Source organism: Amycolatopsis regifaucium (genome assembly GCF_001613935.1).
Taxonomy (GTDB): Bacteria; Actinomycetota; Actinomycetes; order Mycobacteriales; family Pseudonocardiaceae; genus Amycolatopsis; species Amycolatopsis regifaucium.
The window spans coordinates 956,219-970,071 of sequence record NZ_LQCI01000034.1 but is presented as its reverse complement, the minus strand read 5'-3'; the positions used below and the strand labels follow the sequence as shown (position 1 = coordinate 970,071).

At 69.1% G+C, this 13,853-nt stretch carries 13 protein-coding genes and 1 pseudogene; 3 read left to right on the top strand and 11 right to left on the bottom strand.

The genetic code is table 11. The features are described 5' to 3' along the window. Nucleotides 1-1,446 (top strand): aldehyde dehydrogenase family protein, encoded by a 1,446-nt coding sequence (locus tag AVL48_RS28540; RefSeq protein ID WP_061983395.1) that lies wholly within the window; start codon nt 1-3, stop codon nt 1,444-1,446. Here AVL48_RS28540 and AVL48_RS28535 read toward each other — a convergent pair. The 4 genes and pseudogenes from AVL48_RS28535 to AVL48_RS28520 all read right to left on the bottom strand — a co-directional run bounded on the left by AVL48_RS28535 (nt 1,443) and on the right by AVL48_RS28520 (nt 5,796). Beyond that, the gene (locus AVL48_RS28535) at nt 1,443-2,888 is read right to left on the bottom strand and encodes an FAD-binding oxidoreductase (RefSeq protein ID WP_061983394.1); all 1,446 of its coding nucleotides are present in this window, start codon (nt 2,886-2,888) and stop codon (nt 1,443-1,445) included. The genes AVL48_RS28540 and AVL48_RS28535 overlap by 4 nt on opposite strands. Nucleotides 2,889-2,925: 37 nt before the next feature. Further along, nucleotides 2,926-3,096: pseudogene (locus AVL48_RS38640) on the bottom strand (ABC transporter ATP-binding protein); the annotation flags it as partial. Nucleotides 3,097-3,357: 261 nt separating this feature from the next. Further along, nucleotides 3,358-4,080: a maleylpyruvate isomerase N-terminal domain-containing protein gene (locus AVL48_RS28525; RefSeq protein WP_061983392.1), complete on the bottom strand. Its 723-nt coding sequence runs from the start codon at nt 4,078-4,080 to the stop codon at nt 3,358-3,360. A gap of 9 nt (nt 4,081-4,089) precedes the next feature. Further along, the gene (locus tag AVL48_RS28520) at nt 4,090-5,796 is read right to left on the bottom strand and encodes an FAD-dependent oxidoreductase (RefSeq protein ID WP_061983391.1); all 1,707 of its coding nucleotides are present in this window, start codon (nt 5,794-5,796) and stop codon (nt 4,090-4,092) included. 120 nt (nt 5,797-5,916) lie between these two features. On the opposite strand from AVL48_RS28520, the gene AVL48_RS28515 reads away from it, so the two are divergent. Next, on the top strand, nt 5,917-6,294 hold the full coding sequence (locus tag AVL48_RS28515) for a hypothetical protein (protein WP_061983390.1): 378 nt from the start codon (nt 5,917-5,919) through the stop codon (nt 6,292-6,294). A gap of 120 nt (nt 6,295-6,414) precedes the next feature. Here the strand turns inward: AVL48_RS28515 and AVL48_RS28510 are convergent, their stop codons facing one another. The 3 genes from AVL48_RS28510 to guaB form a co-directional block, all read right to left on the bottom strand. Then, nucleotides 6,415-7,548 (bottom strand): GuaB3 family IMP dehydrogenase-related protein, encoded by a 1,134-nt coding sequence (locus AVL48_RS28510; protein ID WP_061983389.1) that lies wholly within the window; start codon nt 7,546-7,548, stop codon nt 6,415-6,417. Nucleotides 7,549-7,710: 162 nt separating this feature from the next. Next, nucleotides 7,711-8,181: a DUF3574 domain-containing protein gene (locus AVL48_RS28505; protein WP_061983388.1), complete on the bottom strand. Its 471-nt coding sequence runs from the start codon at nt 8,179-8,181 to the stop codon at nt 7,711-7,713. Nucleotides 8,182-8,262: 81 nt separating this feature from the next. Further along, nucleotides 8,263-9,774 carry an IMP dehydrogenase gene (gene guaB, locus AVL48_RS28500; protein WP_061983387.1) on the bottom strand — a complete coding sequence of 504 codons (1,512 nt, stop codon included), beginning with the start codon at nt 9,772-9,774 and terminating at the stop codon, nt 8,263-8,265. A gap of 123 nt (nt 9,775-9,897) precedes the next feature. Between guaB and AVL48_RS28495 the strand changes: the two genes are divergently transcribed. Then, the gene (locus AVL48_RS28495) at nt 9,898-10,284 is read left to right on the top strand and encodes a DUF5319 domain-containing protein (RefSeq protein WP_061983386.1); all 387 of its coding nucleotides are present in this window, start codon (nt 9,898-9,900) and stop codon (nt 10,282-10,284) included. 91 nt (nt 10,285-10,375) lie between these two features. Here the strand turns inward: AVL48_RS28495 and AVL48_RS28490 are convergent, their stop codons facing one another. The 4 genes from AVL48_RS28490 to AVL48_RS28475 form a co-directional block, all read right to left on the bottom strand. Continuing rightward, nucleotides 10,376-11,320, bottom strand: a complete 945-nt coding sequence (locus AVL48_RS28490; RefSeq protein WP_061983385.1) for an anti-sigma-D factor RsdA — start codon at nt 11,318-11,320, stop codon at nt 10,376-10,378. Next, nucleotides 11,321-11,893: a sigma-70 family RNA polymerase sigma factor gene (locus AVL48_RS28485; protein WP_037314832.1), complete on the bottom strand. Its 573-nt coding sequence runs from the start codon at nt 11,891-11,893 to the stop codon at nt 11,321-11,323. Nucleotides 11,894-12,274: 381 nt separating this feature from the next. Further along, on the bottom strand, nt 12,275-12,907 hold the full coding sequence (locus AVL48_RS28480; RefSeq protein ID WP_082857781.1) for a response regulator transcription factor: 633 nt from the start codon (nt 12,905-12,907) through the stop codon (nt 12,275-12,277). Nucleotides 12,908-13,013: 106 nt separating this feature from the next. Next, the gene (locus AVL48_RS28475; RefSeq protein ID WP_061983383.1) at nt 13,014-13,853 is read right to left on the bottom strand and encodes a hypothetical protein; all 840 of its coding nucleotides are present in this window, start codon (nt 13,851-13,853) and stop codon (nt 13,014-13,016) included.

The window sequence follows — 13,853 nt, the reverse complement described above, 5'->3', positions numbered from 1 at the left end:
ATGGACATGATCACCCCGGAACCGCGTCCCGCCTGGATCGCCGGCCGCGCCGAGCAGGGCGCTTCGACGCTCACCGTGCACCACCCCTACGACGGCAGCGACGTCGCGACCGTCGCGGTGCCCGGCCCCGAGCAGGTCGAACGAGCGGTGAGCGCGGCGGCGAGCGTCGCGAAGGAATTCCGGCGTTCTTCGGCGCACAGCCGCGCCGCGGCGCTCGACCACGTTTCGCGGGTCATCGCGGGCCGGGCCGAGGAGATCGCCGAGGTCATCACGGCCGAGAACGGCAAACCGCTCAAATGGGCCGACGCCGAGGTGCGGCGCGCGGTGTCGGTGTTCCGGATCGCCGCCGAGGAGGCCCGCCGGTTCAGCGGTGACCTGCAGCGCTTGGACACGGATCCGGCGGGTGAAGGCAGGCTGGCGCTGACCCGGCGCATCCCGCGCGGCCCGGTGCTGGGCATCGCGCCGTTCAACTTCCCGCTGAACCTCGTGGCGCACAAGGTCGCCCCGTCGCTCGCGGTCGGCGCGCCGATCATCGTCAAGCCCGCGCCGCGCACGCCGCTGTCCGCGTTGATCCTCGGTGAGATCCTGGCCGAGACCGACCTGCCGGAAGGCGCGTTTTCGGTGCTGCCACTCGGCAACGAGGAGACTTCGGCACTGGTCGCGGACCCTCGTTTGCCGGTCGTGTCGTTCACCGGGTCGGGTCCGGTCGGCTGGTCGTTGGCGGACGCCGCGCCGCGCAAGCACGTCGTGCTCGAACTCGGCGGCAACGCGGCGGCCGTCGTCCTGCGCGACTGGCCGGATCCCGAAGGCGCCGCGGAGCGGATCGCGACCTTCGGCAACTACCAGGCCGGACAGTCGTGCATCGCGGTGCAACGGGTGATCGTCGAACGCGAGGTCGCCGAGGAATTCGTGCCCGCGCTGGTGGAAGCCGTGAAATCCCAGCGGACCGGCGACCCGTACGACAAGAACACCGACGTCGGCCCGGTCGTCGACGAGGCGGCCGCGGAACGGATCGTGGCCTGGATCGACGAAGCCGTCGCCGCGGGCGCGAAGATCCTCACCGGCGGCAAGCGGGACGGCGCGACGGTGGAGCCGACCGTGCTCACCGACGTCCCACCGTCCACAAAGGCCTGGACGGAGGAGATCTTCGGTCCGGTACTCGTGGTATCCATTGTGGACGGTGTCGACGAAGCTTTCGCCTCGGTCAATGAATCCGCGTACGGATTGCAGGCCGGAGTGTTCACCCGCGACGTGCATCTCGCCTTCTACGCCTCGACCGAACTCGAAGTCGGCGGCGTGATCATCGGCGACGTCCCGTCCTACCGCGCGGACCAGATGCCGTACGGCGGCGTCAAGGGATCGGGCGTGGGCCGGGAAGGCGTGCTCGCCGCGATGCACGACCTCACCGAGGAACGGGTCACCGTCTTCACCGGCATCGACCTTTAGTCCGGGGTGACGGCCTGCGCGAACCTGAACACCTTGTCGGGGTCGTAGGTCTTCGCCACTTGCTTGAGCCGGGTGGCGTTGTCGCCGTAGTAGGCCGTCAGCCAGTCGGGCAGGGCGGGGTCGATGTAGTTGACGTAGCCTCCGCCCAGCCCGATTCCGTTCACCACTTCGGCGACGGAATCCGTGGCCACGGAACGATTGCGCGGGTCAGCCTGACTGTAGATCTGCACACTGCCGATCGCTTTCCGGTGCCAGAACGCGGTGGCCTCGGGTGCGACGGCGGCGACGGCGCCACCGAGTCCGTCGACCAGTAGGTCCATTCCGCGCCTGCCCTTGAGGGCGGACGTCAGCTTCGCGGGATCCGCCGGTTCGCTCAGTATCCGCGAAGAGGCCACAAAGGACTGTCGGCTATCACTGCCGGAGAAGTACTTCATGGCACCGAGATAGTCGAGCTGCTTCACGGTCCGCGTCGCACCGGCGAATCCGCTTAAGATCTTGTTCAAGGAAGCGGCGTCACCGACGTGGCAACCGGACACCCGCGCACCGACCGGGGACCCGCCCGACAGCACGACGTTCGCCCACAGTTCCGGCGGCGCTTCGGGCAGCCACTGCTGCCAAGCGGCGAGGACATCGTTCGCGCTTCCCGCCGGGAACTTGAGCGAGAACACGGTAACGGCTGAGGGAGCCGGATCGGTGCGGAAAGTGAACGACGTGACGACGCCGAAGTTGCCGCCTCCCCCGCCACGCAACGCCCAGAACAATTCAGGCTCGGAGTCCGCCGACGCGGTCCGGAGTTTTCCGTCCGCCGTCACGACTCGCGCGGACACCAGGTGATCGCAGGTGAGTCCGTACTTCCGGGCGAGCACCCCGATTCCACCGCCGAGGGTCAGCCCGGCGATGCCGACGCTGGGACAGGTACCCGCTGGCAGGCAACGGCCCGCGCCGCCGAGGGTGGCGTAGACATCCTTGAGTTTCGCGCCCGCGCCGATCACGACCTGCTCGCCCTGAACGTCCACTGAGGACATTCCGCCGAGATCGAGCATCAGCCCGCCGTCGGGCACGGAGTATCCCGCGTAGCTGTGCCCGCCGCTCCGCGCGGCGATCGGAACCCGTCTCGCCGCGGCGGAAACAGCGGCCTGTACGTCTTCGGGCTTGGCACATTTCGCGATCGCGGCGGGCTTGAGCCCGTCGAAGGCCGGATTGAACACCCGTTTGGCGCTGTCGTAGCCCGAATCTCCCGGCAGCAACAGCGAAACCTGCTTCCGCAGAGCCGCCCAGTCCGGCGGCCCGGCGGGCGGTGTGACGCTGGTGCTCGGCGGCAACGACGTGCCAGGAGCCGAGGTGGGCGCTGGGGCGGGAGGTGCCGCGGAACACGCCGAGGCGGCTGCTCCGGCCACAGTCGCGCCTGCGAACTTGAGGAACGCCCTTCTCTCCAGCTTCATGCCCGTTAGACGCCCGGCGGACGAGCAGGTTGCGACGCTACCCCCGAAGGTGTGCGCTCACCGGCACCACCAGCGGCGTACCGGACACCGAATCCTCCATGATCTTCGCCGACAAGCCGAAGATCTCGTCGAGAAGCGGCTCGGTGAGGGCGTCGGCGGGCGGGCCCTGCGCGACGATCCGGCCTTCGCGCATCGCGACCGGCTTGTCTACGGGGAGCCCGGACAGGCCCGGGGCCACCCGGACGACGAAGTCCGCGCCCATGGTCAGCAGGGCGCCGAGGATCATCGATCCGGCGAGCGGCGGCTGCGGCGAACGAACGAGCCGCAATGCGATCCGGGGAGTGGCCAGCGCGACGTGGTTCACCTCGGTGAGCCTGCAGGGCGCGCACAAGCCATGCTGGACGACATCGCCAAACAGTTCGGCGTCGACTCGTTCCGGAGCTGATCGAATCCTCTTTGGACGGTGTCGTCACAGCCAATGCGGCAGCGGCGGCGCGACACCGTCCAAAGTAGAGCCATCGCTGCGGCCGGTGATCCACGCCAGCACCTCGCCAGGGGTTCCGGTGAGCTTCACCGGCATTCCGGTGCCCATCCGCCACTCGTGGCGGGTCCCGTCGGCTCCGGCCGCGACCAGCAGGACGGACGGAAGTTCCCCGCCGTACATGCCGATGGCGTTGCTGACGACGATCTCGAACTCGTCGGCGAGCAGCTCGGCGACGCGGGCGAAGTCGTAACCGAGGTCCAGGTCGGCGAGGTGGATGGCGGTTTCGGAGAGCCGGAGCCACAGCACGAACTCCGCCGGGATCTCCCGGCCCTGCCTGGCACGCACCCGTACCGCCCACGCCCCGTCCGGCAAGCCGGAGGCGACCTCGACGAACCGTGCCGCGGAGCCGACGACGTCCTCCGCGATCTCCGCCGCGGACCGGTACGCGCCCTGCTCGATGTCACTGTCCCGGGCCGACTCACCGGCGTACATCGGGGTTTCGACACCCGACTTCGCCCACGTGAGCAGGTTGACCAGGCCGTCGGCGTTGCGCGCGAGATGGGACAGCAGATGCGCCCTCGTCCAGCCCGGTAGCGCGCTGGGCGCCCGGACGGTCTCGTCGTCGAGCCCGCGAGCCACCCGCGCCCACTCGTCGTGCAGGGCGTGGACGCGGTTCAGCAGGGCGTGTGCGCGTTCAGTGGCTGTCACGACCCCAATTTAGCGCCGAAGTGCCGCCGGCGCGTCCGCCGGAACCGCCGGGTTCTTCGGCGAGATCGGCTCGAGTCGCACGTACGGCGAGTCCTGCGGCGGCCTGCTGTCCTGTTCGCCCTTGTTCGGCCACAGCGAGAACGCCCGCTCGGCCTGCGCGGTGATGGTCAGCGAGGGGTTCACGCCGAGGTTCGCCGTGATCGCCGATCCATCCACAATGGACAGGCCGGGGTAGTTGAAGACCCGGTGGTACGGGTCGATCACGCCGTTGTCCGGTGCCGTGCCGATCGGGGCGCCGCCGATGAAGTGCGCGGTGAGCGGGATGTCGAAGATCTCGCCCCAGGTGCCGCCCGCCATGCCGCCGATGCGTTCGGCGGTGCGGAGGTTGGCCTCGTGCCCGGTGGGGATGAAGCTGGGGTTCGGCTCACCGTGCCCCTGTTTCGAGGTGTACTTGCGGCGGCCGAAGAGACCACGCTTGGTGTAGGTGGTGATGGAGTTGTCGAGGCTCTGCATCACCAGCAGGATCACCGTGCGCTCGCTCCAGCGGTAGCCGTTGAGCAGCTTCACGGTCTGGACCGGGTGCTTGAGCATGAAGTTCACGGCCTGGCGCCAGCGCGGGACCGCCGAATCGCCTTCGGTGGCGATGGTCTGGAGCAGGCTCATCGCGTTGCTGCCCTTGCCGTAGCGGACGGGCTCGATGTGCGTGTTCTCGTCGGGGTGGATCGACGACGTGATCGCGACGCCGCGGCTGAAGTTCCGCTCCTCGTCCACCGACGTCCGGGCGGCGCCGATGATGGCCTCGGAGTTGGTACGGGTCAGTTCCCCGAGCCGCGGTGAGAGCTTCGGCAGCCTCGCGGTGTCGCGCATGCCGTGGAGCAGGTTCTGCGTGCCCCACGTCCCCGCGGCGAGCACCACCTGCGCCGCGGTGAGCTTGTGCCGGAACTTGCGCGAGGTGGTCCCGGTCTTCTTGATGCTCACCTCGTACCCACCCGCGTTCAGCGGGCTGATCGCGCTCACCGTGGTGAGGGGGATGACCTTCGCGCCGTCCTTCTCCGCGAGGTACAGGTAGTTCTTGACCAGCGTGTTCTTGGCGCCGACGCGGCAGCCGGTCATACAGGCGCCGCATTCGGTGCAGCCGGTGCGCGCCGGACCCGCGCCGCCGAAGTACGGGTCCTCGGCGCGCTCCCCCGGCTTGCCGAAGTACACGCCGACCGGCGTCGGGTGATACGAGTCGGCGACGCCCATGTCCTCGGCGACGCCCTTCATCACGACGTCCGACGGCGTGACGCTGGGGTTGGTGACGACGCCCAGCATGCGGCTGGCCTGGTCGTAGTGCGGGCCGAGTTCGGACTCCCAGTCGGTGATGTGGGACCACTGGGGGTCGACGTAGAACGGCTTCAGCGGGCGGTACAGCGTGTTCGCGTACACCAGCGAGCCGCCGCCGACGCCCGCGCCGGCGAGCACCATGACGTCCTTGAGCATGTGAATCCGCTGGATGCCGAAGCAGCCGACCTGAGGTGCCCAGACGTAGCGGCGAAGGTTCCAGGACGTCCTCGCGAACTCGTCGTCGGCGAAGCGCCGGCCCGCCTCGATGACGGCGACGCGGTAACCCTTCTCGGTCAGGCGGAGGGCAGCGACACTGCCGCCGAACCCGGAGCCGACGACGATCACGTCGTAGTCGAAATCGTCTTCAGTGGTGGTGTTACTGGCAGTCACACCTACGACTGTAACCCTGGCCACCTCTTCTGACCAGAGGTAAGTTACCGGCCAGTCACCTTCCACCCGGATGCGGGAACGCGGGTGGGGCATCATCGACCCGTGGATACGGATGCACCGGTGACGATCGACCTGACGCGTGACGAACGCACGGTACTGCGCTGTGGCCTGGCGGAATGGGGTGGACCCGCCGCCTGCACCGACGCCCTCGCCGTCGCGATGGGTTTCCAGGACGTGCCCGACCTCTTCGAACAGGCGAAAAGATTGCGCGCGACCCTGGCCGACGAGGAACCGCTACGCGCCTCGGAGTGGCGTAAGACCCTGATCGCCACGGAGATCGTGTTCGCCAGCGACGTCTTCGGCTCCGGGATGGACTGGTCGATCACCACGGGCTTCGCGGACGAGGAGACCCTCCCGATCCTGCGGGACCTCCAGCGGAAAATCGCCCGCGCGCTCGGCTCCGCCCACTACCGCCCTGGCCCCCCTGAGCGACTTTAGCGGGCTAATCGTGACACAGGAGGGACGCATGAGGCTGCCGTGACTCCTGGGGTCACCTGAACGCAAAGCGGCCCGAATCGCGTTTAGCGGGCTAAACGCGATCCGGGCCGGGAGCGAGCGTCAGCGGCGGACGGTCAGGCCGACCCGCTGGAACTCCTTCAGGTCCGAGTAGCCCGTCTTCGCCATGGCGCGACGAAGGGCGCCGAAGAGGTTTACGACGCCTTCAGCATCCGAGGACGGCCCGAAGAGTAGCGTCTTGAGGTCGACGGCGTAGTCGGGCCCCAGCGCCACGCGCGAACGCGGCAGCGACGGGTGCGCGGCGGCCGCCGTCCAGTAGAGCCCCTGCCCCGGCGCCTCGGAGGCGGCGGCCAGCGGCGCACCGAGCATGACCGCGTCGGCGCCGCAGGCGATGGCCTTCGCGATGTCGCCCGACACGCTCATCCCGCCGTCGGCGAGCACGTGCACGTACCGGCCGCCGGTCTCGTCGAGGTAGTCACGGCGCGCGGCCGCGGCGTCGACGATCGCGGTCGCCATCGGCGTCCCGATCCCGAGCACGCTGTCGGTGCTCGTGACGCCGCGAGTGGCGCCGTGGCCGACGATGACGCCCGCCGCGCCGGTGCGCATCAGGTGCATCGCGGTCCGGTAGTCGCTCACGCCGCCCGCGATCACCGGGACGTCGAGCCGCCCGATGAAGTCCTTCAGGTCCAGCGGCTCGGCGTCACGCTGGACGTGCTCGGCCGAGATGATCGTGCCCTGCACGACCAGGATCTCGACGCCCGCCGCCAGCAGATCCGGCGTGAGTTCGGCGGCGTGCTGCGGGCTGACGCGCGCGGCAACGGTGACCCCGGATTCGCGGACGGTCTTGATCGCCTCGGTCAGCAGGTCCAGCCGGATCGGAGCGGAGTGCAGTTCCTGCAGTTCCCGCACGATCGCGGTCGGGTCGTCGGTGTCCTCGGCCGCCCGGACGAGGCGGAAGATCGCGTCCTCGACGTTCGGATGCCGCGCCCAGAGCCCTTCGGCGTTGAGGACGCCCAGCCCGCCGAGCTCGCCGACGGCCACCGCGGTGCCCGGCGACACGATCGCGTCGGTGGGGTGCGTGACCAGCGGCAGCTCGAAGCGGTACGCGTCGATCTGCCAGGCGGTGGACACGACCGACGACGACCGGGTGCGCCGCGACGGCACGATCTCCACGTCATCGAGGTCATACGCCCGCCGCGCGGTGCGGCCCATGCCGATCTCGACCAGATCCCGCACGTCAAGTCCCTTCTCACCGACGACCGTTACACCCCATTGTCGCTAGGCCGCGTGGGTGACCTGCGCACGGGGCTCCCGAACCGGGCGAAGAGTCACACCAGCCCCGCCTGCCCCACCTGTTTCACGTTTAGCCCGCGAAAGTCGCTCCGATGGGGCGGGAGGTCAGAAGGAGACCTTTTCGACGGAGTCGGCCCGGAGGACGGATTCCTGCGAGAAGGCCTTTTTGTAGGCGGTCCGGATGTCCTCGATCTCGCGGTTCGCGTCGCGGTCGCTGAACGGGTACACGACCACGATCACCCTCGACTTCTCCCGCGTGATCACCCCGTCCGGCCCGCGCCACTGCCCACGGCCGGTCAGCTCGGTGAACCCGTCCGGGAAGGCCGGGGTGATGACCTTCTCGGAAAACGCCGTGAACTCCGCGTCACTCACCTCGCCGCCACCAGGCTTCGACGCGCCGAAGTACAGCTCGGTGCGCTTCCACGGCTCGCCGGGCGAAGCCTGAGTGCCGACAGCAGTGTCGGCAGCGCTCGAAACAGGCGCGGCCGAAGCCGCCACCCCACCGCCCAGCCCGAGGACCGCGGCGGCGAAGACGGCCACCACGGTGCGCCGCGAAAGGGTCAGCGAAGAAGACATCCGGTTCCTCCCAGGAGACTTGATCGGCGGATCAAGTCTCCCGAGAAGGGAACCGGCTGCGTAAGTGTCCGAAAGGGCGGACTACCGGGTGGTGTAGTTCGGGGCCTCGACGGTCATCGTGACGTCGTGCGGGTGGCTCTCCTTGAGCCCGGCCGCGGTGATCCGCACCAACTGCGCCTCCTGCAACTCGGAGATCGTCGACGCGCCCGCGTAGCCCATCCCCGACCGCAGCCCGCCGACCAGCTGGTGCACGACGTTCGCGAGCGGCCCCCGGAACGGAATGCGCCCTTCGATGCCTTCCGGGACCAGCTTGTCCTCGCTCAGCACGTCGTCCTGCGCGTAGCGGTCCTTGGAGTACGACTTCGCCTGACCGCGCGACTGCATCGCGCCCAGCGAGCCCATGCCGCGGTAGGTCTTGAACTGCTTGCCGTTGACCAGAATCAGGTCGCCGGGCGATTCGGCGGTGCCCGCGAGCAGGCTGCCGAGCATCACGGTGGACGCGCCCGCCGCGAGCGCCTTCGCGATGTCACCCGAGTACTGGATGCCGCCGTCACCGATCACCGGAATGCCCGCCGGACGAGCCGCCTGGTCGGCCTCGTAGATCGCCGAGATCTGCGGCACGCCGACCCCGGCGACGATGCGCGTGGTGCAGATGGAGCCCGGGCCGACGCCGACCTTGATCCCGTCCGCGCCCGCGTCCACCAGCGCCTGCGCACCGGCCCTGGTCGCGACGTTGCCGCCCACGATGTCGACGGTCTCGCCCAGTTCCTTCTTCAGCAGCGCGACCGTCTCGACGACGGCGCGAGAGTGCCCATGCGCGGTGTCGACCATCAGGACGTCGACCCCGGCGTCGGCCAGCGCCATCGCGCGCTTGTGCCCGTCCGGTCCGACGCCGACGGCCGCACCGACGATCAGGCGGCCGTTGGTGTCCTTGGTGGCGTTGGGGTACTGCTCGGTCTTGACGAAGTCCTTGACCGTGATCAGCCCGCGCAGCTTGCCCGCGCCGTCGACGATCGGCAGCTTCTCGATCTTGTGCCGACGCAGCAGGCCCAGCGCGGCCTCGGCGGTGACCCCGACCTGCGCGGTGACCAGCGGCAGCTTCGTCATCACCTCGTGCACCGCACGCGTGTGGTCGACCTCGAACCGCATGTCGCGGTTGGTGATGATGCCCACCAGCGTCCCGGCGGCGTCCGTCACTGGCACACCGGAGATCCGGAACCGCGCGCACAGGGCGTCGACCTCGGCGAGGGTGTCCTCCGGCGAACAGGTGACCGGGTCGGTCACCATGCCGGCTTCAGAACGCTTCACGACCTCGACGGCGGACGCCTGGTCGTCGATCGGGAGGTTGCGCTGCAGCACGCCCATCCCGCCCTGGCGCGCCATCGCGATCGCCATCCGGCCTTCGGTGACCGTGTCCATGGCGGCGGAGACCAGCGGGATGTTCAGGGTGACGTTGCGGGAGAGCCGGGTGCGGGTGCTGACCGCACTGGGCACCACGTCGGACTCGGCCGGCAGCAGCAGCACGTCGTCGAAGGTCAGCCCGAGCATGGCGAATTTGCTCGGGACGGGGGCGGTGACGCTGTCGCTGGTCATAGCAGGCGAAGGGCCTTCCTAGCGGTGATGAACGAGTCGCTGTGGCGACGCGAGGGCCTGCCCCTCATGATATCCGGGCCGGGCGGCCGCCCGGCCCGGGTGGGCGCCCGGTAGCGTGCAGGCGTGCCGCATGATGCGTTGCCCCCAGACCCGTTCGCGGATGACCCGGAGGACCCGGCCCGCGCGTTCATCGACGACGCCGACCGGCTGGACGAGCCGATCAGCGACGAGGAACGCACCGAGCTGCTGGCCGACCTCTCCGATCTCGCCGTCTACCAGGCGCTTCTCGAACCGCGCGGAGTACGCGGGATCGTGGTCGACTGCGGAGAATGCGACGAACCCCACTACCACGACTGGCAGCTGCTCCGCGCCAGTCTCGAGCAGCTGCTCGCCGACGGACGGATGCGGCCACACGAGCCCGCGTTCGATCCGAACCCGGGTGACTACGTGAGCTGGGACTACTGCCGCGGTTTCGCGGACGGGGTCACAGCCAACGAGAGCGCCTACTGATCGCGTTCAGCCCGCTAAAGGCGACTTGAGCCCGCAAAGCGAAAGGGCCTGGTGAGGGATCTCACCAGGCCCTTCGGCGTTCTGGGCAGTGCTACTGGTTCTCGGTCACGCCGGGCGTCTGCGCGCCGGCTCCCGGCGACGGCTCGTTGCGCGAGCCACCGGGGTCGTTGCCCGAGGCGGGCTGTGTCGTCGACGTCGTGGGCGGCGGCGGCTCGGTCGTCGAACTCGGCGGCGTCGGCGTGGGAGTCGTGGTGCCCGGCAGACTCGTGCCGGGGTTACCGCCTCCGGGCAGCGACGTCGGCGGAGGAGTCGGCTGCGGCGTGGGCTGCGGCGTAGTCGCCACCGGTGTCTGCGTGGGCAACTGCTGGTCAGGAGGCAGCGCCGGCTGGGTGGGGTTCTGCAATTGCGCGCTCAGCTGACGGTGCTGTTCGAGCAGCAGGTCGCGATTTTCTTCATCGGTCACCTGGCTCAGCGCGGCCTGTGCCTCGTCGAGCGCCTTGCGCGCGTCGTCGAGGCGCCCACCGGCGAGCGCGAGGTTGGCCTTCTCCAGATCGAGTTTGGCCGCGGCGGCGGCCTCGACCGACCGGGCGTGGTCGGCGTAAAGCACCTTGGTCAGGCCCCAGAGAGTGTCACCAGGCTGCGCGTCCTTCGCGGCGAGACCGGTACCGGCGAAGGCGATGGCCAGGACGGCCGCGGCGGCGGCCACCGGGACCAGCAGCCGGCGTCTTCCCCCGTGTTTGCGGGCGAGCGCGGCGGTCTTCACGGTGGTGACGGCGGTGTCGACGTCCACCAGTTCGGCGAGCGGTTCACTGTCGATGTCGCGCCGCCAAGCCAGCAACAGCGCGTTGAGTTCCTGATCGCCGAGGTCGTCGGCCATTTGCGGGTCCGAGCCACCGAGGGCGTCGAGCAGCGCGTCATCGGCCTGCACGGCCGATAGATCAGCGGCGAACTCAGCCTCGGAGGACGTCAGCCCTCTTTCGAAAGCCGTCAGTTCACGATCGGTCTCAGTGGAGAACCGATGGTCGCGATCGGTCACTCAGATCACCTCCTCAGCGGCCAGAACCTTACGTAGGCGCGCGAGGGCGCGATGCTGGGCCACCCGGACGGCGCCGGGGGTGGACCCCACGGCTTCGGCCGTCTCTTCGGCGGACAACCCCACGACGACACGCAGGACCACGATCTCACGCTGTTTGTCGGGAAGGACGCGAAGCAGTTGCGACATGCGCTCGTTCAGCTCGCCTTGGAGGGCGCGCTGCTCGGGGCCGACGCCACCCTCGATCTCGTCGGGGACTTCGGCGACCGGCTCGGCGCGGTTGCGGGCCGCTGCGCGATGCGCGTCGGCCACCTTGTGCTGGGCGATCCCGTAGACGAAGGCCAGGAACGGGCGGCCCTGATCACGGTACGAAGGCAATGCCGTGAGCACCGCGAGACACACCTCCTGAGCAACGTCGTCCGCAGAAGCGAACGAACGCTCCTGCCTGCCAACCCGAGCGCGGCAGTACCGCACTACCAAAGGACGGATGGCCGCCAGCAACCGCTCGACCGCTTGAGGATCACCCTCAACAGCAGCGGCGACCGGCTCATCCAGTCCGTCCCCCACATTGGCCATCGCAGACAACAGTCCCAGTGTTACGTATAGGCGTGCAAAGAGTCCGGCGTGTGACTTCGGGTGCCACTACCGGCGACAGCTACCGTACCGCCCGGACGCGCCGCCTTCGCTGACGGCCGTCACCGGCGCGCCGCCCATCCGGCGAGCGCGCTGAATCCCGGGTCTTCCTGCGTCCCCTCGCTCGTGGTCGAACTTTCAACGAGCCGGGACGCGGTGAGATACGACGGTCCACCCGGAGGCGGACGCGCTCGGGCAAGCGTGCCCGAGACGTACACGGAAAAGTGCGAAGCGTGACAGGGAACACAGGTACGGGCCAGGGATGTGCCCCCGGCCCGTTGTCACCCGTTGCGCAATCAAACCAGCGAGATCAAGAAAGCGGTGTCAGGAAACAAGCCCACGACGGAATCCGTGGGCGACCGCCTGTGCGCGGTCCCGAACGCCGAGCTTGCGGAACAAGCGGCGAGCGTGGGTCTTCACGGTGTCTTCGGACAGGTACAGCTCGCGGCCGATCTGCCCGTTGCTCTTGCCCTGGCTCATGCCGCGGAGCACCTGAAGCTCGCGCTCGGTGAGCTGGACACCGGGGTCGGACGGCTGGCGCGGCGCCGGCACCGAGGTGCTGGCGAGCGTATGCGCCAGTGCGGCGACCAGCTCGGGACGCGAGGCGTCCCAGCGCAGGTAGCCGCGCGCTCCGCCGGCGATCGCGGCGGCGATGCTTCCCGCATCGTCCGGGGCGCCGAACACGATCACGTTCGCTTGGGGGTTCGCCGAGACGAGCCGCCTGGTGGCTTCGACGCCAGTCGGGACAGCGCGCTGGGTACCGACCAGCACGACGTCGACCGGCTGACGGGAGTACCGGGCCAGCAGCTCGTCACCGTGCGCTACGCAGTCGATGCGACTGACCCCTGGGACCGCGGACATCACTCGAGTGAGCCCTTCGCGGACACTGCGTCGGTCGTCGCAGATCAAGACCGTCTCGTCACGGGGTTTCCTTCCTGCAGCCGGGTGACATTCCACTTCCCCTATCGGACGCTTTAGCCCGAACCTTGACACGATCCGGTGGCTTTTTTTGAAAGTTCTTAGCCCGGTTGCCGGAATGGGCCCTCCAACAGGCTAGACACCCTCAGCCCGGGACCCACGGAGATTCCCGTGCGAGCCACCTCCCGCAAGCATCTGCGTGCCGTAACACTGCGTGCAACAGTTCGGCACTTCTGAATCGATACTCATCGGCGTGTCCTGCCCCTAAGTCCGCCGCGACCAGGCAGGTCACCCACAAAAGTGAATTGAATTCGTATTTCTCGGCGGTCTCGCGAGCGTCCGCTACCAGCCTCTTCGCACGCTCCCGCTCAGCGGAACTTCCATTCGCGATCGCCACGGCGAGTACGAGTTGTGATTTGACGACATGTCGGCAGGCGCCCCGGGCCCGCGCCGATTCCAGCGCCATTTCCGCAGGTGCGATCGCCGCTTCGAAAATGTTACTCGCCAGTTCGATTTCCGCGCCCACCCAACCGGCCCTGGTCCGGCTCCGCCAGTTGCCGGTGTGCGCTCCCGCACGGGCCGCCAGCCGTCGGGCGGCGGCCAGCCTGCCGCGCCCGAGGTTGTCCGCCGCGAGGCCGAGGAAGGCGTCCGCCCGGGCCCCTTCCGCGTCCAGGCCGTCGGGGTCCGGTTCGCCTTGGGACTCCCCGATCACCAGCGCCAGCGCTTCCCCGTCGAGGACGAGCGCCGCCGCGTGCCCGCCCAGCTGCCGCCGATGCGAGGCCAGCGTGCTCGCGGCCAGCGACGCGAGCACCGGATCCTTGTCCGTCCGCAACCCGCTCAGCACGGTGGCCGCCGCCGCGTACCGGCCGCGGGCGCCGAGGCCGATCGCGGCCAGCAGCCGTCCGCGAGGCGAAGCGGGCACCGCGAAGGGCGACGGCGGCGGCACGCCGTCCCCGAACGCGGCGGACCGCAAGGACTCTTCCAT